Below are 25,298 nucleotides of genomic sequence, written 5' to 3'. Positions count from 1 at the left end.
CTTCGGTCTCAGTGGTCGTCGGCCACGGGCGTGCGCTGCTCGCCCAGATCGATCCGGCCGTCCGGGGTGGCGATGGCGGCCGTGACGACGTCGCCGTGGTGCAGGTAGTGGGGGTTCTTGGCCTGCGACTTGAAGAACGCCTTCCACTTCACCGCCGGCGGCAGCAGCGTGCCGATCTTCTCGATGGCCTTGGGAGGGGCCTTGAGCGCCGTGCCGCCGGGGGTACCGGTCAGCAAGAGGTCTCCGGGGTCGAGGGTCTGGAAGCGGGCCAGCAGTGTGAGGGCCTGTGCCGGGCGGACGATCATGTCGGCGAGGGTGCGGTCCTGACGCAGATCACCGTTGACGCTCAACTTCAGCCGCAGGTCGAGGAGATGGACGAAGTCCTCCGGCTCCAGCAGCGCCAGGTAGGGGCCGGTCGGTGTGAAGGTCGGGTACGACTTGCTCTCGTAGAACTGTGTCTTGGTCAGCTGTACCTCGCGGGCACTGACGTCGTTGGTGATCACGAGCCCGGCGACGTACGACGGCAGGTCCCGCTCCTCGACCACGGTGCCCACCGGCAGCGGTGCCCCCATGACCAGGCCGAGCTCGACCTCGTAGTCCAGGAATCGCACGTGCGAGGGCCGGACGATGGCCTCGCCCGGGCCGCTGACCGAGCCGGACGCCTTGCGGAAGAAGGCGGGCGGGATGTCGCCGGTGAAGCCCGAATCACGGGCGTGGCTGCGGTAGTTGACCATCTGGGCGACCACCCGGCAGGGGGTGGTGACCGGGGAGAGCGCCACCAGGTCGGCGACGGGCGTGCCCGCCTCGCCTGAATGAGCTGCCTCTCGCACGGCGGCCCGGTCAGCCAGCAGCTCGGCGGTGGTGACGGCCTTGGTGTCGACGCGGACGGCGCGGTCGCCGAGGACGGCCCACCAACCGTCGGCGGTGCGCAGGACGTTGGTGCTCATGAGTTCATCGCTTTCATCAGGCCCAGCAGACGCGCGGGGTCGAGTTCGTTGTCACCGCGCAGGGCATGCAGCACCTCGCGGACCTTGGCGGGGGACGGGCTCGCGCCCAGGAAGTCCCGGGTGACCGGCGGCCCCCACTGGGCCAGCCCGCTCGCCGACATGGGCGCCCAGCCGGGCTCGACGTCGCAGGAGAACAGGTCGCCGTCGGCGAAGTGCTCCAGCATGAAGTGGTCGGGGTCGCGCCAGTAGTCGAAGAGCTGGCTGCCCTGGATGTGCCGTCCGATGCCCCAACTGCGCCGGTAGCCACGCTCGTTCAGGTACTCGCCGCCCGCCGCGATCGAGTCCAGGTCGGTGACCTGGTAGGCGGAGTGGACGTACCCCGTCCCCGGCCCCAGGTGCATGGCCAGCGTGTGATGGTCGGCCGGCACGCTGCCCAGGTCACAGCGGATGAAGGCCATCGTCGGGCCGCGTCCGCGCTGCCCGTCCAGGAACAGGAAGTCGGACACGATCATCCCGAGGGTGTCCAGGTACCAGTCCAGGGCACGGGCGAACACCCGTGTCTCCAGGACGACATGGCCCAGGCGCTGGATGCGGGACGGCTCGCGGGGCGGGCGCTGCGTGGCGTTCGTACGCCGGTGCTCGGCGCCGAAGTTGAGGAGCAGCGGCCGCTGTCCCGGCAGCTCGGGGAGTGGTTCGGCGCAGTGCACGACCCGCACCGGGACGCCGGACGGGTCGAGCAGGTTCACGGCCTTGCCGCCGCCGGGCACGTCCGCGTCCCGCACGGCCGCCCCGGTCGCCCGCGCCAGCCGGTCCAGGTCGGCCCGCTCGGCCGCGCGGAACGCCGGTCCGATGAAACGGGACGTACGACCGCGCCGGATCACCATGCAGGGCGAGCCGGAGAAGGTGCCCCGCAGCCACAGCTCGCCCGCGGTGCGCGCGGCGATCTGGAAGCCGAAGTCACGGGCGAAGACCTCGGCCCGGTCCAGGTCCGGCTTCTCGAACTCCAGCCAGGCCAGGTCCGCCACCTTGATCACGGGGTTCCGGGAGCGGCCGGGGTGTTCGCCGCGCAGGGCGCCCTGCTCGCTGTGAAGGTCCTGGTGGGGAGTCGCGACGGCGGCTCCGGCCACGTGGGTTTCAGACATGGTGCCCTCCGAGCAACATCGCCGTAATGAGGAAATCATCAGCTTTGATGGAAGCCTCGTCAATATGCCGGCCACCTTAAAATGAGGAATCCATCAAAATTGCGATGACCTTCGTCCGCGCGGTTAGACTCGGCCCATGCCTACGTCAGCCCCGCCCAGCAACCGGTTCGAGCGGCGCCGTGCCGAGACCCGCCGGGCGCTCGTCCGCGCGGCCCGGCAGATACTCGCCGAGACCGGGGACACCAGCGCCAGCATCCAGGCGATCGCCGAGCGCGCGGACGTCGGCTTCGGGTCCTTCTACAACCACTTCGAGTCGAAGACCGAGCTGTTCGAGGCGGCCGTGGTGGACGCGCTGGAGGAGTTCGGCCAGACCTTCGACGAGCGGCTGACCGGGATCGACGACCCCGCGGAACTCGTCGCGGCCGGCTTCCGGCTCAGCGCCCGGATGGCCGAGTCCCACCCGGAGCTCATGCAGGTCCTGCGCCGCCGTGGCCTCGGCCACCTCCACTCGGACAACGGCCTGGTCGTCCGGGCCCTGCGCGACCTCCAGGTCGGCATCGCCTCCGGCCGCTTCAGCGCCATGGAGCCGGTCGTCGCCCTGTCCGCGCTGGGCGGCACCCTGCTGTCCCTGGTGGAGCTGCGGTTCGCCCGCCCCGACCTGGACGGCGACGAGGCTGCCACGAACCTGGCCGAGATGGTCCTGCGCATGCTGGGCGTCCCACCGGACGACGCCCGCGAGGTGGCCCGGCGGCCGTTGCCCGACCTGAACTGACCAGCAGTACGCCAGGTTTCACGCGCCCTCGGACCCGCGCTCGGACCCGCCGTCGGACCCGCCGTCGGGCCGGAAGGTGACCGACCGGCCCGAGAAACGGGCGGTGAGGCCGTCGGCCGTGGTGGCGACCGAGCGCAGCTGCAGGCCGTCGGGGATGTTCCGCAACTGGATCGGCCGCTCGAAGACCTTGTCGAGCAGCATGTTCCCCGCGCCGGGCAGCGCACCACCCGTGACCTGGAAGTCCTTGAACGCGATGCGGTTGCCGGAGGCCGCCGAGACGGTCGTCGTCACGGTGGCCTCCTTCCCCAGAGGCAGCAGGACGGCCGCGCTCACCTGACCCGGGCGGCCACCCTGGGAGATCTCCAGACCGAGGGCGTTCGACACGTCCTCGTACGACAGGAAGGCGGTCGCCTCCGCGCTGCGGGCCCGCGCCTCGCTGTCGTCGTCGGACTTCGTCAACCCGTGGAGCCGCAGGGAGAGTTCGCTCACCGGCAGCGGGCGGGTGGTGCCACGGGCCGGTATGTCGTGCGCGGTGATGTCCACCTGACGCAAGGGGCCGGAGGCCGCCTGGGTCACTACGGGGAAGCCGCGGACGTGGACCTCCGGCGGCAGCGGTGTGCCCATGCCCTCCTGGAATGCCTTGGCCGTGCGTGACTCGATGCGGGCCGCGACGGCCCGGTCGACCGCCACGGGCAGGAGGACCAGCGCGACCAGGGCGGCGGCGACGGCCATACGTCGTCGCCTGGTCCGGCGGGGCTCGTATGGCGAGTCGTCGTCGCACCCGTGCTGGGACTGGTGCTCGGACTGGTGCTGGTACTGGGTCTGGCGCATGGGCGGGGCCCTCCTTCAGTGGGGCCGGTGGGGTCGGTCAGTGGGGCCGGTGGGGTCGGTGGGTCCGGTCGGGCGACGGGAGCCGCTCGGCGCCGTGCAGACGGCGGACCGTGGCAGCGGCGGTGTCGCCGTCGACTCCGGCGGCGATCAGGGCGGCGGTGGCGGCGCCGGTGCCGTCGTCGGCCCAGATCCCGGAGTTGACGGCGGCGAGGAGTGTCAGCAGGTGGGCCTCGATGGCGCCGCTGAGGGGGCCGGGCGGGACGGCGGCGTGGAAGACGCCCTGGCGCTGGCCCTCGGCGAGGATGCCGGCCACCGTCTCGCGGGCCGGGGCGAGGACTTCGCGCACCTGGCCGGGGCCGAGATCCCGGCCGGCCAGGTCGATCAGGGTGCGGTAGCAGTCGCCGACCGGCCAGAGGGTGAGAACGAACCGCGCAAGGGCACTCGCGGGGCCGGGGCCCGAGCTGCTCACCGGGCCGGGGCCCGAGGTGCTCGTGGCGGCGATGGCGAGGCGCACCGCCTCCGCTGCCTCCTCGGCGAGGCCCTCCACCAGCGCCGCGCGGCCGGCGAAGTGCGTGTAGAGCGTGCGCCGTGCCACGCCGGCGGCTTCGGCGATGTCGCCGAGGCTGCTGTCGGGGTTGCGGCCCAGTTCCCGTCGGGCCGCTCGCAGGATGCGGGCGCGCGTGGCACGCGTCGCACGGCGCTGCCGTCCGGGTGGTGGGGCTGTCTGGCTGCTCACGTCGGCACCTCGGTGCGGGGGATTTGAGGCCTGGGGGATGGGGCGAGGGATGGGGTCCCCTCGATATTTGCACATCGACGGGCAAGAACCTAGCCTGCTCACCAGTGTGCAAATAACTCGTCCCCTGCCCCTGGGAGTCCTCGTGCCCTTCCTTGCCAACACACCCGTGGAGAAGATGACCGGGCCGTACGCACGGCGTTGGTGGGCGCTGCTCGTGCTCTGCCTGAGCCTGCTGATCGTCGTCATGGCGAACACGTCGCTGATCGTGGCCGCGCCGGACATGACCCGGGATCTGGAGCTCAGCAGCAGCGACCTGCAGTGGGTCATCGACGGCTACACCGTCCCGTACGCCGCGCTGATGCTCGTCCTGGGCGCGATCGGCGACAAGTACAGCCGCCGCGGCGCCCTCGTCGCCGGCCTGCTGATCTTCGCGGCCGGGTCGGTGACGGGCAGCCTGGTCGACCGGACCGAGCTCGTCATCGCGGCCCGCGCGATCATGGGCGTCGGTGCCGCCGTTGTCATGCCGGCCACCCTGTCCCTGCTGGTCGCGACCTTCCCGAAGGCCGAGCGCGGCAAGGCCATCACCGCCTGGAGCGCCACCTCCGGCCTCGCCATCGCCGTCGGCCCGCTGGTCGCCGGCTGGCTGCTGGAGGACCACGCCTGGGGCTCGACCTTCCTGATCAACGTGCCCATCGCCGCCCTCGCCGTGGTCGGCGCGCTCGCCCTCGTACCGCCGTCCAGGGCGGAGGGCATGGGCCGGATCGACTACGTCGGCGGACTGCTGTCGATCGCCTCCATCGGCTCCCTGGTCTACGCGACCATCGAGGGCCCGCACTTCGGGTGGGGCACCGGCCCGATCGCCGCGGCCGTCGTCGCGGGTGTCGGTCTCGTGGCCTTCGTGGCCTGGGAACTGAGGCACCCGCACCCGATGCTGGACGTGCGCAAGTTCAAGCTGCGCCCCTTCACGGGCTCGATGATCGCGGTGCTGTTCTTCTTCTTCGGCACCTTCGGCGCGATCTACTACTCCACCCAGTTCCTGCAGTTCGTCCTCGGCTACGACGCCCTGGAGACCGGCATACGGCTGCTGCCGCTGGCCGGAGCGGTCTTCCTCGGTGCCGCGGTCACCGGGAAGCTGACCCCGAGGCTCGGGGTGAAGGCGATGGTGGTGGCCGGCATGGTCATCGGTACCGCCGGCGTCTTCCTGCTCACCCAGATCGACAAGGGCTCGGCGTACACCGGCTTCCTGGCCCCCATGATGATGCTGGGCTTCGCGATCGGCCTGAGCGTCTCCCCGGCCACCGACACCGTGATGGGCTCCTTCCCCGAGTCCGAGCTGGGCGTCGGCGGCGGCGCCAACGACACCTCGATGGAGCTGGGCGGCTCCCTCGGCATCGCGCTGCTGGGCTCCCTGCTCGGCACGACGTACCGGGACGAGCTGACCGACCTGATCGGCGGCCACCTCCCGGCCGCCGCGCTGGAGACGGCCAAGGACTCGGTGGGCGGCGGACTCGCGGTCGCCGAGGAGGTCGCGAAGAACCCCGCCGGCGGGGCGCAGCAGGCACAGGCCCTGGTCGACGCCGTCCACGAGGCGTTCGCCCAGAGCATCGCCCACACCAGCCTGATCGGCGGCATCATCATGGCCGCCGGAACGCTGATCGTCCTCGCGGTCCTGCCCGGCCGGCGCAAGACCGAACAGCCCCGCCAGGAGGACGCACGGGAGACCGGGCAGCCGCAGGAGAAGCCCGCGGGCGTCGCCTGAGCGGCCGCCCCCCGACGGTGACATCGGACCAGGTCAGCTGTCACACGGAACGAGCGGCCCTGTCTTCACAGCCGTCCCGCCCAGCACTAATGTTTCGTCGCTGCCGTGTGGATGAGTGATGACGCCGTCCGTTCACCTCGGGGGAGAGGTCCGGCGGCCATCCATTCACTTGTGGGGGCACATTGAACATGCGTACGCGCCGCACACTCGCGGCGCTCACCGGCGTCGCCGCGCTCGCGGCGGGCCTCGTCGCGGCGGTTCCCGGGCCGGCGGTGGCCGCCTCCGGCGGCTGGCCGGCCACCGACGGGAAGCTGCTGTACACCGACGGCGGCGGCTGGATGAACATGATCAACACCGACGGGTCCTCGTCCGACTCCTTCGGCTCGTCCGGAAACCAGGGCGCCTGGTCCGCCGACGGCAGCCAGATCGCCTTCGTGAACGGCGACCAGATCCGCACGGCATGGGCCGACTCCGAGACCACCGGCAACGACATCGGCATGCCGTCGGGCAGCGGCTGGCATCCGGCCGACCCGACCTTCTGGTACGGCGGCGGGGACATCGTCTTCACCGCCGCCGGGCGGCTCCGGCTGACCGCGGCCGACGGCACCCGCACACCGAAGTCGCTGTTCGGCACCGACGTCGACGGCTGCGACTCGCAGCCCAGCGGCGCGGTCGACGGCACGCTCGCCTTCGTACGGACAGGGGCCGACTGCGCCGGCGCGGGCACGCCGGCCGTCTGGGCCTACAACGGCCGGACCAAGGCGTTCACCAAGCTCGCCGACAACGCGCGGGAGCCGAGCGTCTCCCCCGACGGGCTGTCGGTGGCCTTCACCCGCTCGGTCGACGGTCACAAGCAGCTCTTCAGCGTCAGGACCGACGGCACCGGGCTGACCCAGCTCACCACCGACGCCATCGACCACAACCGGCCCGCCTGGTCGCCGCTGGGCGACAGGATCGCGTACGACATCAACGTCCCCGGCAGCCCGGACGTCGTCGGAGGCCCGCAGGTGTGGCTGCACACGATCGGCTCGGGAGAGCAGACGCAGGTGCCCATGGCCGGCGGCACCGACGTGGCCTGGCAGCCGCTGCGTGACAACGCGATCTCCCGCGTCTGGGGCTCGGACACGTACGACACCAACATCGCCGCGTCCAAGTGGACCTGGAACAAGGTGGGCACCACCACGCCCGGCCTGAGCAATGCCAACGCGGCCGTGCTCATCAGCAAGTCCGACGCGGCGTACGCCACCACGGCGACCTCGCTGGCCGGCAAGAAGCGGGGGCCGGTGCTGATGACCTCCGGCACGGCGGTGGACTCCCCCGTGCAGACGGAGCTCAAGCGCATGCTGCCGAAGGGGAAGACCGTCTATCTGATCGGCGGCACCAAGATCCTCAGCAGCGCGGTGGCCTCCAAGGTGACCTCGCTCGGGTACGTCGCCAAGCGGCTGTCCGACGTCTCGCGCTACTCCACCTCGGTGGCCGTGGCCAAGGCCGTCACCGGCACACCGAAGTACGTCTTCCTGGCGACCGGCACCGACTACCACAACGCCCTCGCGGCGAGCTCCGCCGCCGGTTCCCTGGGCAGTTCGGGGACCGCCGTCGTCCTGCTGACCGAGGGGTCGACCATGACCGCGTCGGTCTACGGCTACCTCAACAGGTACAGCCCGAGCACGACGAAGATCATCACGGTGGGGACCGACGCGGAGTCGGCGCTGAGCAAGGCGTACAACGCCGGCAAGATGCCGAACTGGCCCAGCAAGTACACCTATTACCGGGTCGCCGGCGGCACACCGCAGTCGAACGCCATACAACTCGCCCGGCTGTGGTGGTCGCTGCCGTCGGACGCCGCGGTGGCCTCCGTGAGCAGCTGGCGCGGCGGCGTCTCCGCGGCGTCGGCGATGACCACCTACGGTCCGCTGCTGTGGACGGACGTGACCTCGCTGCCGTACGACACCAAGCGGTACCTGATGGGGATGTCGTCGAGCCTGCACCACGTGGCCGTCTTCGGCGGCAACGGATCGGTCGACGCCTCCGTCCTTCCCAAGATCGGTGCGGCCATCGGCGTGGGTACCCACTACGTCTACACGCCGTACTACAAGGGCGTGGCGCCGCAGACCCCGACGACCACGACCGCTCAGCCGCAGTCCGCCGGGACCGGGTCGGCGCCGAGCCCGGACCTCGACTCCCTGCGGGTGACGGCCACGAAGTAGCCCGTACGGCCACGGCACTCCCCCCGCCCCCGGCTCAGGCTCCGGGACCGTTTCCTTCATGGTCCGGAGCATGCGGGTGCAGGGGGAGTGCCGTGGAGACTTCGAAGCCGCCTTCGGGGCGGTGACCGGCGCACAGTTCGCCGCCGATGGAGCGGGCGCGTTCGCGCATGCCCATGACGCCGAAGCCGCGGCTCCGCGCGCCCTCGGAGGCCGCGGGGGACGCGGGGCCGTCGTTGCTGACCGTGATCATCAGGCGGGAGGCGGAGTAGTCGAGCCGTACGTGCGCGGCTTCCGCGGCGGCGTGCTTGGTGACGTTGGTGAGCGCCTCCTGCACGATACGGAACGCGGTCAGGTCCACGCCGGGGGACAGCGGCTGAGGCTCCCCCTGCGTGGTCACCGTGACGGTGACTCCCGCCGACGCGCACGCCGAGACCAGCTCGGGCAGGCGGGCGAGCCCGGGCGACGGCTCCAGGGGCGGGGAGTCCGGTTCTCCGTTCTGCCGCAGCAGCCCCAGCGTGGCCTTCAGCTCGCGCAGCGCGGAGGAGGTGGTGCCGGTCAGGTCGGTGAGGATCTTCTGCGTCTGCTCCGGCCTGGTCAGCGCCAGGTGCGCGGCCGTGCCGGCCTGGGCGTTGGCCAGGGCCAGGTGGTGGGCGACGACGTCGTGCAGCTCACGGGCGATGCGCATCCGCTCCTCGGTGACGCGCAGGCGTGCCTCCTCCTCCCGGGTGCGCTCGGCGTGTTCGGCGCGGGCCCGCATCGAACTCAGGTAGGCGCGCCGCAGCTGGGTCATCTTGCCGGCGGCGAGGGGCAGCATCAGCCAGAAGAACGGGCCGATCGTCCTGAGCAGCAGCGAGAGGTGGTCCATGGAGTCGGAGAACACGGCCGCGAGGATCAACGCCACGGTGGTGGGGATGCCGTAGGCGCGGGTGGTCCTGCGGTCGGTGTGGGTGGCCAGCCAGTAGAGCGCCGCCATGATCGGTGCCAGCAGCAGCGGGGTGACCAGGTATCCCATCGCTACGACGGCGACCGTGCAGAGCGCGGTCACGACGAGGGCGGTGCGCGGGTGGGTGCGGTGCTTCAGCAGGGCGAGGCAGGACACCCCCATGAGGACGGCGCTGGTCCTGTCCTGGTCCGGCGGATCGGCGCCGGGCAGGGTGAGCAGGCTGCCGAGGGTCGCGCTGCCCATCAGCGCCGCGACCAGGACCAGGTCGACGACGAAGGGGTGGCGGTCCGCGAATTCCTCGATGCGGTCTGCGTAGCGGCGCTCCAGGTGGGTGGTCATCGGGTTCTCCGGTCGGTGCGGGTGGGGCCATGGTGGACGACGCCGGTGACGAACGGCCGACGGGGCCGCCCGTGTCCTGTGTCACGGGCGGCCCCTGGTGGGGGGTGGGACGGGGTCGGATCAGGTGCGCGCCACTTCCAGGTCGGCCGCCTCGGCCGGGGCCGGCTCCGTATCGGACCGGCGGCTGAGCGCCTCGCCCTCCACGTCGACACGGGGCAGGATCCGGTCCAGCCACTTCGGCAGCCACCAGGCCTTGTCCCCGAGCAGGGCGAGGACGGCCGGCACGATCGCCATCCGTACGACGAAGGCGTCGAGGAGCACCGCGGCGGCGAGGCCGAACCCGATCATCTTGATCATGGAGTCGCTCTCCCCGATGAACCCGGCGAACACGGCGATCATGATCAGAGCGGCGGCCACGACCACGCGGGCACTGTGCCGGAAACCGGACGTGACCGCCTGCTGGGCCGGCTCGCCGTGGACGTACGCCTCCCGCATCCGCGAGACCAGGAAGACCTCGTAGTCCATGGCGAGCCCGAAGACGATGCCCACCAGGAAGATCGGCATCAGGCTCATGATCGGCCCGGTCTGCTCCACACCCAGCAGCTCGGCGCCGTGCCCCTGCTGGAAGACCACGACGACCGCGCCGAGGGAGGCCAGCACCGACAGCAGGAAGCCGAGGGCCGCCTTCAGCGGGACGAGCAGGGACCGGAAGACCACCAGCAGCAGGACGATCGCCAGTCCGACCACGACGATCAGGTACGGGACCAGTGCGGACTGCACCTTGCCGGCGATGTCGATGTTCATCGCGGTGGTGCCGGTGACCTCGAAAGTCGCCCCGGTCTCGGCCTCGACCCCCGGACGCTCGTCCCGGATGACCGTCACCAGGTCCTTCGTCTTCTCGTCGGTCGGCGCGGTGGACGGCACGACCGAGAAGACCGCGGTGTCACCGGCGTCGTTGAAGCGGGCCGGGGAGACGGACACGACCCCCTTCGTGGCGCCGATCTCCTCGGAGATGGTGGTGACCGCACCCTTCGGATCCGCGTCGCCCTTGGCGTCCACGACGACGGTCAACGGCCCGTTGAAGCCCGGCCCGAAGGCCTCGGCGAGCGCGTCGTAGGCCCGGCGTTCGGTGGTGGAGGCCGACTTGGCCTCGTCGCCGGGCATGCCCAGCTGAAGCTCCGTCATCGGCACCGCGAGCGCGCCGAGGCCCACGACACCGAGGAGCAGTACCGGCAGCGGACGGCGCAGCACGAACCGGGCCCAGCGCGTACCGCCGTTGTTCTCGCCGCCCTCCTCGATACGGCCGCTCTTGCGGGCCCGCCACGAGAGCACGGCGTTCGGCCAGAAGCCGAGGAACGCCGGGACCAGCGTCAGCGCGATCAGTACGGCGACGACGACCGCGCCCGCCGCTGCCAGGCCCATCTTGGTGAGCATCGGAATGCCGACGACCGAGAGCCCGGCGAGCGCGATGACGACGGTGAGCCCGGCGAAGACGACCGCGGAGCCGGCCGTACCGACCGCGAGTCCGGTCGCCTCCTGCGGCGTACGGCCCCTGGCGCGCTCCTCCCGGTACCGCGAGACGACGAACAGGGCGTAGTCGATGCCGACCGCGAGGCCCAGCATCATGGCGAGGGTGCCGGTCGTGGTGGACAGGCCGAGGGCGCTGGACAGGGTCAGGATCGTGGCCATGCTGACGCCGACGCCGATGACGGCGGTCAGCAGGGGCAGTCCGGCGGCGGCCAGCGAACCGAAGGTGACGAGAAGGACGACCGCGGCGATCGCGATGCCGATGACCTCGGCCATCCCGCCCGCACCGCCTCCGTCGTCCATCGCGCTGCCGCCGGCCTCGACGGTCAGCCCCGCGTCCCGGGCCCCGTCGATCGCCCGCTCCAGGTGGGCCTTGCCGGCATCGGTGAGTTCGTTGGCCGCGACCTTGTAGGTGACGGTCGCGTACGCCGTCGTCCCGTCCTTGCTGACCGCCTTCGCCTGGAACGGGTCGGCGACGCCCGCGACCTGCGTGCCGTCGCCCAGCTCGGCCACGGCCTCCTCGACGGCCTTCCTGTTCTCGGTGGCGGTCACCTTCTCACCGCCCGGCGCGACGAAGACGACCCGCGCGGTCGCGCCGTCGGCCGTCGCACCCGGGAAGCGCTCCTCCATCAGGTCGAACGCCTTCTGCGACTCGATGCCCGGCATGGAGAACTCCTCGTCGGAGGCTCCCGGGGCCTTCAGGGCACCCAGGCCGACGGCGGCCAGGACGGCCGCCCAGACCAGGGCGACGTACCAGCGCCGCCGGAAGGCCAGACGGCCCACTCGATACAGGAAAGTAGCCACGGCAGGGGGTCTCCACATCTGGGACTCGAACGTCTGCCCAGGCTGTCCGGTGCAGGGGTGCCGTGTCGTCGTGCGGCTGCCGTCAATCCCGGCTACTGAGAACGCAGTACGGACCGGGGTGCGGGTCCCCCGCGGGGACCAGGGCGGGGACCGGGGCGCGCGGTACACCAGGGACCCGCACCACGTCATGACACCGCCGGCCCCGAGGCGAGGGCCCCGGAGCCGGCGGTGTCATGGCGTGGTGCGGGTGGTGGCTCAGCCGAAGAGTGCCACCCTCGGGTGGACCGTGCCCTCGGCCGCCGGGTCGAGGGCGGTGACCCGGTAGACCTCGGTGAGGGTGTCCCCCGCGTGCAGCGTGCGCTGTGCGGTGGTGAGGTCGGTGAACAGGGTGCCGGTCTGGGTGCCGAGGTTCACGGCCTCCCAGCAGCCGGTGGCGGTGCGCCGCTCGACCCGGATGTCCGTCGGATTCAGGAACGGCCCGGCGTCCGGCGACTCCACCAGGAGCTGCGGGGCGACGGTGCGATCCGCCGACGATTCGTTGCGGTAGGTGAGCGTGACCTCGTGACCGGCGTTGTCGGCGACGAGGGTGCTCGTGGGCAGGTCGACGAACTCGGTGGGTATGGCGGGCGTCGGGCTGGTCGGGGCCGACGTCGCGGTGGTGGTCTGCGTCTGGGGTGCGGCTGCTGCGGCCGGTCCTGCCGCGGCCAGGCCGGCGAGCGCCACCATGAGGGCCAGGGCGGCGACCCTGGGGCGGCTGTTCTTCAACGACACGTTCGCTGATCCTTCGGATTCGCTCGGGTGACTCGGTGAATGATGTTCCCCCCGTCCGTGGCTGCCGCCAGAGACATCACCCAGACTACGCAGGCCGGTTCAGGTCCGGCTCGGCAGGCGGCAGGGGCCGCGAGGCCTACCCGATGTCAACGACCCGTGCCCACACGGGCGGTGAGTCCGGCACGTACTCGGGGTTGTCCTCGTCGTACGGCCGGAAACCGTGCCGTCGAGGAAACAGCCCCACCACCGTCCGGCACGGCGGTCGCGTGCTCGGCCATGGCGTCTGACCGTCCGTCAGGGCCACGATCACATCGGGCCTCGGCCGCGCCCGCAGCGCCCTGTCGAACCCCGCGCGCAGATCCGTCCCCCCGCCCCCGACCAGCGGGATCCCCTCGGCACGGCACAGCCGGTGCACGCCCTGGGCCGCCGCGTCGCACGGCACCACACTGACCAGGTCGCGCCGGCCGCCCACGGCACGGGAGATCGCGGCGACCTCCAGCAGCGCGCTGCCCAGTTCGGCGTCGCTGACCGAGCCGGAGGTGTCGATGACGACGCTGACGCGGGGCGGTCTGCGGCGCAGGCTGGGCAGAACGGCGCCGGGCACCGAGGCGGACCGGCGCGACGGGCGGCCGTACGTGTAGTCCTCACCGGCGCCCGGCCCCGAGGCCGCCGAGCGGACCGCCGCCCCCAGCAACTCCCGCCAGGGCTGCGGCGGATGGAACGCCTTCTCCGCCCACCGCTGCCACCCTTCCGGGGCGTGCCCCGGACGCCCGGTGATGCCCTGCGCCACCCGGAACCGGACCGCGTCCCGTTCCTGCGCACTGAGCCCGTGCCCGCCGCCGGCCCCCAGATCCCACTCCCGTTCCAGGCCGTCGGCGCCGCTGCCGCAGTCCAGCCAGGCCAGCTCCTGCATCCGCGGGCCCAGCCGGAACTGGCGCAGATAGTCCTCCATCAGCTCGCCCTCGGGCAGCATCAAGGTCGCCGGCTCGACGGCACCCTCGGGCCGGGCCAGCCCGTCCCCGTACACATCGTCGTTGATCTCGCAGTCCGCGGCGATGTTCATCCGCAGCCGCTCCCCGGGCCCGGTCAGCCCGCGCTCACGCGCCACCCGGTCGCCGCGCCCGTGATGGTCGCGCAGCAGATGGGACACCTCGTGCACCCACACACCGGCCAACTCCTCCACCGGCGTCCGCTCTACGAACCCCGGCGAGACGTAGCACCGCCAGTACCGGTCGACAGCCATCGTCGGCACCCGCCGCGACTCCACGACATGCAGAGCGAACAGCGCGGTCGCCAGGTAGGGACGAACACGGGCAGCATGCAGCCGAGCAGCGAAGAGCTTGTCGCGGTCCAAGGGGCGGGGCGGGGGTTGGGGGGTGGCTCGGGACGGGGGGTGGGGCGGGGCTCCTGACGGGGGCTGGGGCGCGTCCCGCGGCGAGTCGTGAGGCGCACCCCGCGACGGGACCTGGGGCACACCCCGCGACAAGTCCTGAGGCACGCCCCGCAACGGGAGGTGGGACGCGGCTCCCGACGAGGGCCGGGGCGCGTCCCGCAACGGGACCTGAGGCGCACCCCGCGGCGAGTCCTGGGGCGTCCCCGATGCGGCCTCGCTCATCGGCCCCGCCTTCGCGAACCCAGGGGTGCCTTGGGGCGTCCCCGGTGCGGACGCGCTCATCGGACCGCCTTCGCGGCGGCCGCCGTCGTCCGGACCGCCGCGTGATCGGCTCGCCGGGACAGGGACACCACTCCGGCGAGCTGCTCGATCGACGGCGGTACGTCCCAGTCCTCCTGGCGCAGCGAGGCCAGCGTCGACGCGGGGACGACGACCAGGTCCGGAGCCCCGGTCTCCACCGCCCGCACGAGCAGCGCCCACGCCGCATCCCAACGGGCCCGCTCCGGGCGCGCCCGCACCGCCTCCACCACACCGTCGAGCGCGGCCTGCCGCAGATCCCCCCGTTCGGGCAGCTCGGCACCCGCCGGGTCGGCGAGCAGCACCTCGGGGTCCGGCAGGTCCATCCGGTCCACGCTCGCCAGCAGCTCCAGCCCCGGCCCGTCCCCCACCGTGCCCCTGACCAGCAGCGAGAGCACGTCCCGCGAGGAACCGGCGGCGGTCGCGAAGGCGATCAGACACTGCGTCATCTCCCAGCTCCGCGGGGAGGGCCACGGCCCACCCCGACGCGTCTCGCTGCTGGGCAACCGGTGCACGAGACCCGGCCGCCCGGAGAGCAGCCCGCACACCGCGCGCCGCGCGAAGTCCACCGCCTCCGGCAGCCTCTCCGGGTCGAGCCGCGGCAAGGTCGCCTGCGGCCAGGTCCCGCCGAGTCCGCGTACGACGACCTCGTGGTCGTGGGCCCACTGCAGATGGACGAACCGGTTGGCCAGCGGCGCGCTCAGCTCCCAGCCGTCCGCCGCCGAGGACCGCGGGTTGGCGGCGGCCACGATCCGCACACCCGGCGGCAGCCGCAACGCCCCGACCCGCCGCTCCAGCACAAGCCGCAGCAGCGCGGCCTGCACGGCCGGCGGCGCGGTGGACAACTCGTCCAGGAACAACAGCCCCCGCCCGGCCTTCACCAGCCGTACGGCCCAGTCCGGCGGGGCCATCGGCACGCCCTGTTCCGCGGGGTCGTCGCCGACGACGGGCAACCCGGAGAAATCGGACGGCTCGTGGACGCTCGCGATCACCGTGGTCAACGGAAGGTCCAGAGCGGCGGCGAGCTGCGTCAGTGCGGCGGTCTTGCCGATCCCCGGCTCCCCCCAGAGCAGCACGGGCAGGTCGGCGGCGACGGCCAGGGTGAGGGCCTCCAGTTGTGTGTCGGGGCGGGGTTCGGTGGTGGTGTCGCGGAGGAGGCTCAACAGGTCGGCGGCGACGTCGAGTTGAGGGGTGGCGGGCTGGGTCTGGGTGCATGTGGGCATGTGGGTCACCTGTGGGTTTCGGGATGGGCAGAGGGCAGGGCGGAGCGTGCATGGGCGGGGCGTGCATGGAGGCTCAGGTCAGGGAAACGTCGCGTGGCGAGGGCGCGCGCGGTGGTCGCGGGGACGACCGCGCTCGTCGGCGTCGATGTGCCTGCGGCCCGGTGCCGGGCCGGCCAACCCGGCCCTGAACAGCCCGTACGTGATGCGCTGCCGCGCCGCCGCCTCCAGTTCGTCCCGCAGCGCACCGTCGCGCAGCACCGCGTCCGGTCCCAGCAGCCCCTCGACGACGGCCAGCGCACCGGCGGTGTCGCCGTGGCAGAGGCGTTCGCGAACGTCGGGCAGACAGGACGGATGCCGGTGCGCCACGTCGATGGCCTGGAGGCAGGGGAGCGGCGTGCCGGTGAGGGCGGCCAGCAGCTCCTCCCGCCGGATCTCGGCCGGGTCGTGGTCCAACGGTGCCAGTACGCCGTCGACCAGCCCGATCCGGTGCTGGGCCCCCCGGCACTCGACGAGGCGTGGCTGCCCTGCCGGGTCCGTCGTCAGGGAGGGGCGAGACGACCGAGACGGCGGGGCCTGATCCGGTACGAGGGCAGAGGCGACCAGCGGATGCAGCCGACCGGCCTCGATCGCACCGGCCCGGAGCAACTCCAGGTCGGGCAGCACCCAGGTCGCCGCGTCGGGCAGCACCGGCAGCGCGGAGGCACGGCCCTTGGTGGCCGCCGAGATCCGCAGTACGGGCGATCCACCGCTACGACCGTCGCCGCCCGCGTCCCCGTCCCCGTCCCCATCCCCATCCCCGAGCAACTCCAGTACGAGCCGCCGCCGTCCCCCCAACCGCACGACCAGGGCACCCTCAGACCGCCCTTCGGCGCGCAGCAGTATCCGCGCCTCGTCCGCCCACCGGTCAACGGCACAGCGGCGCCCGTACGGCAGCGTCCTCCCGAGCAGCTCCGGGTCCAGCCCAGGTCGGTCACGTGCGGGAGGGCCGCCTCCGGATGCCCCGGACCGGATCCGCAGCTCACCGGCCCTGCCGGCATCCCACAGGTGGCGGTGCAGATCGAGGCGGAATCGCCGGTTCGGGCGGGGATGCGGATGCCGACCGGCACCGTCCTCGCCTCCTACGGCTGCTCCGGCCCGGGACCCGCCCCACAACGCAAGGCTGATCCGCTGACCGGCATCCGCCCAAGCCGGCGGGGTCCGCGCCACGAACTGCAGCGGCCGTCCGGTGTCCCGCCCCACCCCGTCGTACCGGGCCAGAGCGAGGGTCAGCCCCGGGCGCAGCAGCCCGTCGGGAGCGATCCTCGGCATGTGCCAGCGCAACAGGTCGGGAGCGAGATGCCGAAGATCGGCCCGGACTCGCGCGGCGACGTCCCGGCCGTGATCACGCGCCACGGAACGCAGATGGAGATCGACATCGATCCCCGCGGCGGCACACGCCCCCGCCCAGTCCCCGGCGAGCCGACGGGCGGTCGCGGTCTCGATCATGGAGGCCGGCACGGCGAACTCGCGCACGCGCGGCCAGAAGGAAAGCTCGGAAAGCCGGGAGTCCCCGTTCGCGATCTGGGTGCCCATCAGCACTCACCTTGCGCGGACGGGACCCCCAATCTGGCAACAGAATGAGTCGTCATCGCCGGCGAGCGTAACGCTGCCCGCTTCGAGCCGCCAACGATTTTCCGCACCGGCGAACGAGATGACGCGCCCCGAGGCGGGCACGGACACCTGGTCGGCCGTCCTGCCGCGACGGCGAGCCGGTGGGCGCGTACCGCGTCCGCGTGCGCCGGTCGGGACGCTCAGCCCGGGACGAGCGCGGGACGAGCGCGGGGACGCAACTGAGAGCGGCGGAAATTCCTGGGTCCAGAGCGTCCACCCATGCTATCGTGATAGGTGTTGCGGTTTTGGTTCCCAGAAACTTTGAGTGAAACTTTGAGTGCTCTTTCGACCTCCGTCGACGGGCACTCTTTTCATTTCCGAGGAATTCCGGATCATTCCGGATGGGTAATCATTACGGCGACTCCGGGACCGCGAAGTGCGGATTCCGGATATTGCTCCCAGGGAGATACGTTATGGCATCCGGCACTGTGAAGTGGTTCAACGCGGAAAAGGGCTTCGGCTTCATCGAGCAGGACGGTGGCGGCCCCGACGTGTTCGCCCACTACTCGAACATCGCCACCTCCGGCTTCCGTGAGCTCCAGGAAGGCCAGAAGGTGACCTTCGACGTCACGCAGGGCCAGAAGGGCCCCCAGGCCGAGAACATCGTTCCCGCCTGACGCTGACGCACATGACATGGCTGGGCCCGCACGCTGAGGTGCGGGCCCAGCTCATTGGCTTTTTCGCGTTGCACCCCGCTTCTTGAATCTGCCACACCTTTCTTTGCCTCACCTTTCTTTTTCTCACTTTTATTCGGCTCATTCTGCGAATCCTGATGCGGCCTCTCGTCGCTGCTGGGAATTCCCCGATACGTGCCGCATCGAGGAAGGTTCCCCATGGACCGCACAGCTCGCAGGAACAACGGCTCCGCCCACTCCCGTAAGAACGGCGGTTCCGCCGGTTCGTCCGGACGCAACCGCTCCCACTCCCGGAAGGCGGGCGGCGAAGGCAGTCCTTCCCGTTCGGCCAAAACCGGCCGCGGCGGCCACGGAGGCGGAGGTCGTCCCAGCAGGCCCGGCGGAGAGTTCGCGCTGCCGGTCACCATCACCCCGGCGCTACCGGCCGCCGAGGCGTTCGCCGATCTCGACCTGCCCGAGCGGCTGCTGACCGCGCTCGGCGCCGAAGGCGTGACCGTGCCGTTCCCGATCCAGGCGGCGACGCTGCCGAACTCGCTGGCCGGCCGGGACGTCCTGGGCCGCGGACGCACGGGATCGGGCAAGACGCTCGCCTTCGGCCTCGCCCTGCTGGCCCGTACCGCCGGGCAGCGGGCCGAGCCCCGGCAGCCGCTGGCCCTCGTCCTCGTCCCCACCCGCGAGCTGGCCCAGCAGGTGACCGACGCCCTCACCCCCTACGCCCGCGCGCTGAGCCTGCGGCTCACCACCGTGGTCGGCGGCCTGTCCATCGGCCGGCAGGCGAGCGCGCTGCGGGGCGGTGCCGAGGTCGTCGTCGCGACACCCGGCCGGCTCAAGGACCTCATAGACCGGGGCGACTGCCGCCTGGACCGCGTCGCCATCACCGTCCTGGACGAGGCCGACCAGATGGCCGACATGGGCTTCATGCCGCAGGTGACCGCGCTCCTCGACCAGGTCCGCCCCGACGGCCAGCGGCTGCTGTTCTCGGCCACTTTGGACCGTAACGTCGACCGTCTGGTGCGCAACTACCTCCACGACCCCGTGGTCCACTCGGTCGATCCCTCCGCGGGCGCGGTCACCACGATGGAGCATCACCTGCTGCATGTGGAGGACGACGACAAGCACGCCACCACGACGGAGATCGCCGCCCGCGACGGACGCGTGATCATGTTCCTGGACACCAAGCACGCCGCGGACCGGCTGGCCAAGAAGCTCCTGGCCGTCGGCGTGCGCGCCTCGGCCCTGCACGGCGGAAAGTCCCAGTCCCAACGCACCCGGACCCTGGCCCAGTTCAAGGACGGCCACGTCACGGTGCTGGTGGCCACCAATGTCGCCGCCCGCGGTATCCACGTCGACAACCTCGACCTTGTCGTCAACGTCGACCCGCCCAGCGACCACAAGGACTATCTGCACCGCGGCGGCCGTACCGCCCGCGCCGGCGAGTCCGGCACCGTCGTCACGCTGGTCCTGCCCCACCAACGCCGCGAAATGACCCGCCTGATGGCCGACGCCGGCATCACCCCGCAGACCACCAGGGTCCGTTCGGGCCAGGCCGAACTGAGCCGCATCACCGGTGCCCAGGCGCCCTCGGGCGTGCCCGTCGTCCTCACTCCGCCGGTCACCGAAACCCGCCCCGCGCGTACGGGTTCCTCCTCTCGCGGACGGCGCAGCCGCCCCGCCCAGGACCGCCGCCGCTCCTCCGCCAAGGGGAAGAGCCAGGGGCGCTGACACCGTAGGGTCGGGTGCATGGTGACTGCGACGGTCCGCGAGTGGCGCGACGAGGAAGGGTGGGGGGTGCTCGACTCTCCCGAGACCCCCGGCGGTTGCTGGGGGCACTTCTCCGCCATCCAGACGGACGGGTTCGCCGCACTGTCCCCCGGACAGAAGGTGGACCTCACGTGGGAGGCCCCCGGCTTCCCACAGGACGGGTACGACTACCGCGCCGTGACCATCGTGCCTCAACACCTCTGATCCACGGGGGCCGTGGGAGGGCAGGCGGGCCTACGACCGAGGCGGTGTCGTCGACGGCACGCTGGTCGGGACCGCCGCACTGCTCGGCGTACGGGACTCGCCGGGCCGGGGATTCGTGGTCGGCTCGGACGTCGCGGCCTCGGACGGCGCCGTCGGCGTCGGCGATGCCGATCGGGGCGACGACGCCGACGGGCTCGGGATCGCCGACGGGGCGGGAGGCGTCGTACGGCCGCTCGCGGGCGGGGGTGCGAGAGGGGGCGCGGGAGACGTCGGCGCCTCGGAGGTTCCGAAGTGGAGCGGCAGCGCGACGAGCACCGCGACGGCGCAGGCCACGCCCGCCCCGACGGCCGTACGCACCAGTCGTCGGCGGGACGCCCTGCGGCGGATCGTCTCGTAGCTGCCGGGGGGTGGCGCGAGGTAGTCCGAGGACGGGCGGAGGATCACCGCGAGAGGGTCGCCGGGAGACAGTTCCGGGCCGTCCGCCTCGTCGTCAAAGCGTGTGGTCAAGGCTTCTCCTCAGATGGACGCGGAGCAGTTCGCGGGCCGCGTGGAGGTCGGCCTTGACGGTTCCTTCCTTGCGCCCGGTCAGCACGGACACCTCCCGGATCGGCATGTCAGCGTAGTAGTGGAGGAGGATCGGGGTGCGGAGGCGTTCGGGGAGGGACTGGACCAGCAGGCGTATGGACGGGTCCGCCGGCTCCGTCTGCTCCGTCTGCGAGTTGACCGCCGCCTCCGTCGTGGCCCGGCGCATCGCCCGCCGCTCCCGCTCCAGCTTGCGCCAGTGGTCCCGGACCAGGTTCGCCGCCGTGACGTAGAGGAAACCGCGCGGCTCCTCCACCCGGCTCCAGCGGGCCCAGAGCCGGGTGAAGGCCTCGGAGGCGATCTCGTGGGCCGTCTCGTCGTCGTCGACAAGACGGCGGCACCAGCCGGCGAGGCGCGGGTAGAGGGCGGCGAACAGCTCGGACGCTGCCTTGTCTCGGGACCGTTTCAACGCTCTCCATGGTCGTGCGGAAGCTTGCACGCTTACTGGTGGGGATGCCGGACCGGCGGCGTACGTTCCCTGGGTGGGTGGTCAAGGGGACGTAGCGCTCAACTCCGCGAACACGATCACGTTGTCGCGGTACTCGTCCCCGGCCCGCGGCCCTCCGCACGTGATCAGCCGCAGCTCCGGGCGGCCCACGTCCCCGTAGACGTCGTCCGCCGGAAAGTCCGCCTTGGCGACCGTCCGTACGGCGCTGACCGCGAACTCCGCCGTCGTGCCGTCCTCCCTGCGCGCCACGATCCGGTCGCCCCGGTGCAGCCGGGCGAGGTGACGGAACACCCCGTCGCCGTAGGCGCCCACCGTGACATGGCCGAGGATGACCGACGGGCCGACCTGTCCCGGCGTCGGCGAGTGCCGGTACCAGCCCGCCCGGTCGTCGGCCGTGATCGGCGGCACCTGCACGGTGCCGTCCGGCGCCAGCCCCAGCCGGATGAGCGGGGTGTCGACCTCGATCGCCGGGATCCGCAGGCGGACCGGGGCCGAACGGCCCAGCGTGCGCGCCGAGTTCGCGGATGGTGAGGGAGGCGGGCCCTCCTCGGGCGTCTGCGCGCCCCTCCTCCTCCGGGAGCCCGCGTTCGCGCGCTCCTCCGCTCCCTGGCCACCGCACCCCACCAGCACCGACGCCATCGCCGCCGTGGCGAACGCGCGCCTGGACAGCGGCATCATGCGCCGTTCGTCCGCCGACGCCGTACGACGAAGGCCGTCGCGCCTCCGGCGACGAGCAGCGCGGCGGCTCCCCCGCCGATCAGCCCGCCCTGTCCGCCCCCGGCACCCGAAGTCGGCGCCGTGACTCCGGTGTCGGGCGCTCCCGACGGTACGACGGAGACCTGGCCGCCGTCCGGCGCGCGGGTCGGCTCGGCCGACGGCGCCGAGGGGACGGGGGTCGCCTCCCGGGGCGGCTCGCTGCTCGGCGCGGTGGTCGGTTCGGCGGCGCTGGGCGTCGGGACGGCCGTCACCGCGGGGGCGGTGGCGGTCGGGCTGGGGACCGAGGTCGGGGACGTGCTGTCGGCGAACGCGGGCGTGATGCCCGCCAGCAGGGCGGTGCAGGTGAGTGCCATGGCGCTGAGGACGGTTCGGCGCATCGAGTCGCTCTCTCTTTCATCGGCCCGGCCGGTACTCCGGTACTCCGGTACTCCGGTACGCGGCGGGCTGGGTGACGGTCGAGCGGAGAGACGACGCGGCAGGGGGGCGGGTTGTAAAGAGAAGGCAAAGTCATACGAGGGGCCCAGTCGGATCCCAGTCGGATCCCGGTCAGGCCCAGTCGGGCTCCGGTCGGGCCCCGGTCGTTCATGGTCATGAACCTGAATCACGTACACATCTATTGACGCGTATGTGACAGGCCCTTACGGTCCCGAGAAGCATCGAGAAAGCGCTTTCCCTGTCTGCCCAAACAGAAAGGGTTCAGCCCCATGCACCCGCACCCGCACGCGCACCCGAGACCGCGTCCGCACCCCAGCCCGGTCAGACGCGTCACCCCCGCCCTGGCCTCCACCGCCCTCCTCGCCACCACCCTCGTCGCGCTCACCGGCACCACCGCCGAGGCCGCCACCACCCGCTACGAGGCCGAGAGCTCCCCGGCGATCTGCACCGGCACCATCGACTCCGACTGGGCCGGCTACTCCGGCACCGGGTTCTGCAACGGCACCAACGCCACCGGCGGCTATGCCCAGTTCACCGTGAACGCCCCCGCAGCAGGCACGGCGACGCTCAACGTCCGCTTCGCCAACGGCACCACCACCGCCCGCCCCGCCTCCCTGGTCGTCAACGGGACCACCGTCCAGACACCGTCCTTCGAAGGCACCGGCGCATGGACGACGTGGACGACGAAGACGCTCACCGTCCCCGTCAACGCCGGCAGCAACACCATCCGCCTCAACCCGACCACCTCCGCCGGCCTGCCCAACCTCGACTACCTGGACGTCGAGACCAGCGGCAGCACCCCCGCGCCGACGGGCCCCGTCCTGTACGTGGCGCCGAACGGCACCGACGGCGCGGCCGGCACGGAGTCGGCGCCCACCACGCTCACCTCGGCGATCGGCCGTATCTCCGCCGGCGGCACGATCTACATGCGCGGAGGGACGTACACCTACTCCTCGACGGTCACCATCCCCGCGGGGACCAACGGCACGTCGAGCGCCCGGACCAAGCTGTCCGCCTACCCGGGTGAGCGGCCGGTGCTGAACTTCTCGGCACAGAGCGAGAGTTCGTCCAACCGCGGGCTGCAGGTGATGGGGTCGTACTGGCACGTCAACGGCATCGTCGTCGAGCGGGCCGGGGACAACGGCATCTACGTCGGCGGCAGCAACAACGTCATCGAGCGCACGGTGACGCGCTTCAACCGGGACACGGGACTGCAGCTGGGGCGGATCGCCTCCACCACCCCCAAGGAGCAGTGGCCGTCCAACAACCTCATCCTGAGTGCCGAGTCGCACGACAACGCCGACTCCGACGGCGAGGACGCCGACGGCTTCGCCGCGAAGCTCACCACCGGCACCGGGAACGTCTTCCGCTACGCCGTGGCCCACAACAACATCGACGACGGCTGGGACCTCTACACCAAGTCCGACACCGGCGCCATCGGCCCGGTGACCATCGAGGACTCCCTCGCGTACAACAACGGCACCCTCAGCGACGGCTCCCAGGCCGGCAACGGCGACCGCAACGGCTACAAGCTCGGCGGCGAGGACATCCCCGTCAACCACGTCATCAAGCGCAGCATCGCCTACAAGAACGGCAAGCACGGGTTCACCTACAACAGCAACCCGGGCACGATGACGGTGTCGGACAACGTCAGCATCGACAACGTCCAGCGCAACTACAACTTCGACGCCGGCACCTCGGTGTTCCGCAACGACACCTCCTGCCGCAGCAGCAGCGGCACGAACGACCGGATCATCGGCGACTCCGACAGCTCGAACCAGTTCTGGTCAGGCACGAACGGCTCCCGGTGCTCGTCGTACGGCGGTGCCCTGGGCTGGTCCTTCGCCTCGGACGGGCGGCTCGTCGTGACCTTCGGCGGCACCCAGGTCACACCGTGACCGGTGAGTCGGCCGCGGGCGGCATACGTACCATGTGGGCGTGACAGCCCGCGCACAGCAGCACCGTGCGCTGCGGCTCCCGATGCGGGGGCCGTGGCGCATGCTTCTGCTGCTCGGGCTGCTCGCCGGGGTGTTCGGGATGCATGCGCTCGGACCCGGCAACGCGGTCGCCGTCTCCTCTCATCCCTCGCCTCATCACCCGCACGGGCGCGCCGTGAGCGCCCCCATGACGGCGATGACAGCGATGACAGCGATGACCGACGAATCCGTCTGCCACGGCGCCGATTCCGGTGGCGGGCATGCCCAGCACGCCGACCCGACCTGCGCCTCCGGTGCCGTCGGTGCGGGCCCCGTGCTGCCGGCACCGATGCCCGATCCGTCCGGAACCGCTGTCGCGGACGACCTCGACGGTCGTTCCCTGGCCGCCGCTCCCGAGGGCGGGCGCGCGCCTCCCTCACTGGCCGAACTGCAGATCCTGCGGACCTAGGACAAGGCCGAGCCGTCCCCGTCGCTGTTACGGGCGTACGGCAGACAGCCATGCCCATGCCGCGCCCCGAGGGCGCAGCACCTCACGTACGTCGCAGGAGTTCTCAGCATGACCAACACCCGTACCCTGACCCGTCGCGCCGCCCTGGCCACGACGGCCGTCACCGCCGCTCTCGTCCTCGCCGCGTGCGGCGGTACCGACCACTCGGACACCGCCTCCGGCGGCCACACGTCGCCCTCGGCGAGCGCCGGCGCCACTGCCGACGCCGCGGCCGGCGCCCACAACGACCAGGACGTCTCCTTCGCGCAGGGCATGATCCCGCACCACCAGCAGGCCGTGCAGATGGCGGACATGGCCGCCGGGCGGGCCTCCTCCGCCGCGGTCAAGGACCTGGCCTCGCGCATCCAGAAGGCCCAGGACCCGGAGATCCGGACCATGTCGGGATGGCTGAAGGCCTGGGGTGAGGACGTGCCGTCGGCGATGCCCGGCATGGACCACTCCGGCGGTCACTCCGGTGGCTCCGGTGGCTCCGGCGACATGGCCGGGATGATGGACCAGAAGGACATGGACGAGCTGATGAAGGCGTCCGGCAAGGCCTTCGACACCCTGTTCCTGACCATGATGGTCGAGCACCACGAGGGCGCGGTGGAGATGGCGACGGCCGAGAAGACGAAGGGGCAGTACGGCCCCGCGACGAAGCTGGCCGGCGACGTCGTCACCGCCCAGACCGCCGAGATCGCGGAGATGAGCAAGCTGCTCGGCAAGAGCGGGAGCTGACGCTCCGGCGGGC

At 71.8% G+C, this 25,298-nt stretch carries 23 protein-coding genes; 9 read left to right on the top strand and 14 right to left on the bottom strand.

All coding sequences use genetic code 11. The features are described from left to right. Positions 1–8: 8 nt before the first annotated feature. The gene (locus PBV52_RS24880; protein ID WP_274241202.1) at positions 9–947 is read right to left on the bottom strand and encodes a fumarylacetoacetate hydrolase family protein; all 939 of its coding nucleotides are present in this window, start codon (positions 945–947) and stop codon (positions 9–11) included. Next, positions 944–2,089 (bottom strand): VOC family protein, encoded by a 1,146-nt coding sequence (locus PBV52_RS24875; protein WP_274241201.1) that lies wholly within the window; start codon positions 2,087–2,089, stop codon positions 944–946. The genes PBV52_RS24880 and PBV52_RS24875 overlap by 4 nt, the downstream gene beginning before the upstream one ends. A 136-nt stretch (positions 2,090–2,225) precedes the next feature. On the opposite strand from PBV52_RS24875, the gene PBV52_RS24870 reads away from it, so the two are divergent. Next, positions 2,226–2,861: a TetR/AcrR family transcriptional regulator gene (locus PBV52_RS24870; protein ID WP_274241200.1), complete on the top strand. Its 636-nt coding sequence runs from the start codon at positions 2,226–2,228 to the stop codon at positions 2,859–2,861. A gap of 18 nt (positions 2,862–2,879) precedes the next feature. Here PBV52_RS24870 and PBV52_RS24865 read toward each other — a convergent pair whose 3' ends face one another. After that, positions 2,880–3,692: a DUF2993 domain-containing protein gene (locus PBV52_RS24865; RefSeq protein WP_306801446.1), complete on the bottom strand. Its 813-nt coding sequence runs from the start codon at positions 3,690–3,692 to the stop codon at positions 2,880–2,882. A gap of 37 nt (positions 3,693–3,729) precedes the next feature. Then, positions 3,730–4,428 carry a TetR/AcrR family transcriptional regulator gene (locus tag PBV52_RS24860; RefSeq protein ID WP_274241199.1) on the bottom strand — a complete coding sequence of 233 codons (699 nt, stop codon included), beginning with the start codon at positions 4,426–4,428 and terminating at the stop codon, positions 3,730–3,732. A gap of 142 nt (positions 4,429–4,570) precedes the next feature. Between PBV52_RS24860 and PBV52_RS24855 the strand changes: the two genes are divergently transcribed. Then, entirely contained in the window at positions 4,571–6,187 is a 1,617-nt protein-coding gene (locus PBV52_RS24855) for an MFS transporter (RefSeq protein ID WP_274241198.1), read from the top strand. Positions 6,188–6,375: 188 nt separating this feature from the next. After that, positions 6,376–8,394: a cell wall-binding repeat-containing protein gene (locus PBV52_RS24850; protein WP_274241196.1), complete on the top strand. Its 2,019-nt coding sequence runs from the start codon at positions 6,376–6,378 to the stop codon at positions 8,392–8,394. Positions 8,395–8,428: 34 nt separating this feature from the next. Here PBV52_RS24850 and PBV52_RS24845 read toward each other — a convergent pair whose 3' ends face one another. From PBV52_RS24845 to PBV52_RS24820, 6 genes are all read right to left on the bottom strand, one after another. Then, on the bottom strand, positions 8,429–9,676 hold the full coding sequence (locus tag PBV52_RS24845) for a sensor histidine kinase (RefSeq protein ID WP_274241195.1): 1,248 nt from the start codon (positions 9,674–9,676) through the stop codon (positions 8,429–8,431). A 120-nt stretch (positions 9,677–9,796) separates the two neighbouring features. Beyond that, a complete protein-coding gene (locus PBV52_RS24840) occupies positions 9,797–12,007 on the bottom strand; it encodes an MMPL family transporter (RefSeq protein ID WP_274241194.1) in 2,211 nt (736 codons plus the stop codon). A gap of 255 nt (positions 12,008–12,262) precedes the next feature. Next, the gene (locus PBV52_RS24835) at positions 12,263–12,778 is read right to left on the bottom strand and encodes a hypothetical protein (RefSeq protein ID WP_274241192.1); all 516 of its coding nucleotides are present in this window, start codon (positions 12,776–12,778) and stop codon (positions 12,263–12,265) included. 136 nt (positions 12,779–12,914) lie between these two features. Next, positions 12,915–14,453, bottom strand: coding sequence for a VWA-like domain-containing protein (locus PBV52_RS24830; RefSeq protein WP_373921900.1), 1,539 nt, complete (start codon positions 14,451–14,453; stop codon positions 12,915–12,917). Next, entirely contained in the window at positions 14,450–15,691 is a 1,242-nt protein-coding gene (locus PBV52_RS24825) for an AAA family ATPase (protein ID WP_274241190.1), read from the bottom strand. The genes PBV52_RS24830 and PBV52_RS24825 overlap by 4 nt, the downstream gene beginning before the upstream one ends. A 78-nt stretch (positions 15,692–15,769) precedes the next feature. Further along, a complete protein-coding gene (locus PBV52_RS24820) occupies positions 15,770–17,263 on the bottom strand; it encodes a hypothetical protein (protein ID WP_274241189.1) in 1,494 nt (497 codons plus the stop codon). A 491-nt stretch (positions 17,264–17,754) separates the two neighbouring features. Here PBV52_RS24820 and PBV52_RS24815 point away from each other — a divergent pair, with 491 nt between their 5' ends. The 3 genes from PBV52_RS24815 (at position 17,755) to PBV52_RS24805 (ending at position 19,941) form a co-directional block, all read left to right on the top strand. Further along, the gene (locus PBV52_RS24815) at positions 17,755–17,958 is read left to right on the top strand and encodes a cold-shock protein (RefSeq protein ID WP_109379033.1); all 204 of its coding nucleotides are present in this window, start codon (positions 17,755–17,757) and stop codon (positions 17,956–17,958) included. A gap of 216 nt (positions 17,959–18,174) precedes the next feature. Further along, positions 18,175–19,698 carry a DEAD/DEAH box helicase gene (locus tag PBV52_RS24810; RefSeq protein WP_274241186.1) on the top strand — a complete coding sequence of 508 codons (1,524 nt, stop codon included), beginning with the start codon at positions 18,175–18,177 and terminating at the stop codon, positions 19,696–19,698. An 18-nt stretch (positions 19,699–19,716) separates the two neighbouring features. Next, positions 19,717–19,941: a cold shock domain-containing protein gene (locus PBV52_RS24805; RefSeq protein ID WP_274241184.1), complete on the top strand. Its 225-nt coding sequence runs from the start codon at positions 19,717–19,719 to the stop codon at positions 19,939–19,941. Between the two features lie 30 nt (positions 19,942–19,971). Here the strand turns inward: PBV52_RS24805 and PBV52_RS24800 are convergent, their stop codons facing one another. The 4 genes from PBV52_RS24800 to PBV52_RS24785 form a co-directional block, all read right to left on the bottom strand. Next, on the bottom strand, positions 19,972–20,448 hold the full coding sequence (locus PBV52_RS24800; RefSeq protein WP_274241182.1) for a hypothetical protein: 477 nt from the start codon (positions 20,446–20,448) through the stop codon (positions 19,972–19,974). Next, positions 20,432–20,932, bottom strand: coding sequence for an RNA polymerase sigma factor (locus PBV52_RS24795; protein ID WP_274241181.1), 501 nt, complete (start codon positions 20,930–20,932; stop codon positions 20,432–20,434). Before PBV52_RS24795 ends, PBV52_RS24800 begins: the two co-directional genes overlap by 17 nt. An 81-nt stretch (positions 20,933–21,013) precedes the next feature. Then, positions 21,014–21,649, bottom strand: a complete 636-nt coding sequence (locus PBV52_RS24790; RefSeq protein ID WP_274241179.1) for a class F sortase — start codon at positions 21,647–21,649, stop codon at positions 21,014–21,016. Next, positions 21,646–22,065: a Tat pathway signal sequence domain protein gene (locus tag PBV52_RS24785; protein WP_274241178.1), complete on the bottom strand. Its 420-nt coding sequence runs from the start codon at positions 22,063–22,065 to the stop codon at positions 21,646–21,648. The genes PBV52_RS24790 and PBV52_RS24785 overlap by 4 nt, the downstream gene beginning before the upstream one ends. 327 nt (positions 22,066–22,392) lie before the next feature. Between PBV52_RS24785 and PBV52_RS24780 the strand changes: the two genes are divergently transcribed. The 3 genes from PBV52_RS24780 to PBV52_RS24770 all read left to right on the top strand — a co-directional run bounded on the left by PBV52_RS24780 (position 22,393) and on the right by PBV52_RS24770 (position 25,285). Further along, on the top strand, positions 22,393–24,021 hold the full coding sequence (locus tag PBV52_RS24780; protein WP_274241176.1) for a carbohydrate-binding protein: 1,629 nt from the start codon (positions 22,393–22,395) through the stop codon (positions 24,019–24,021). 40 nt (positions 24,022–24,061) lie between these two features. Beyond that, on the top strand, positions 24,062–24,508 hold the full coding sequence (locus PBV52_RS24775) for a DUF6153 family protein (protein ID WP_306801445.1): 447 nt from the start codon (positions 24,062–24,064) through the stop codon (positions 24,506–24,508). A gap of 108 nt (positions 24,509–24,616) precedes the next feature. Then, a complete protein-coding gene (locus PBV52_RS24770; protein WP_274241174.1) occupies positions 24,617–25,285 on the top strand; it encodes a DUF305 domain-containing protein in 669 nt (222 codons plus the stop codon). The last annotated feature ends 13 nt before the right edge of the window (positions 25,286–25,298 follow it).

Origin of the sequence: Streptomyces sp. T12 (assembly GCF_028736035.1) — a bacterium.
Taxonomy (GTDB): domain Bacteria; phylum Actinomycetota; class Actinomycetes; order Streptomycetales; family Streptomycetaceae; genus Streptomyces.
This window is presented reverse-complemented; position numbering and strand designations above follow the sequence as displayed.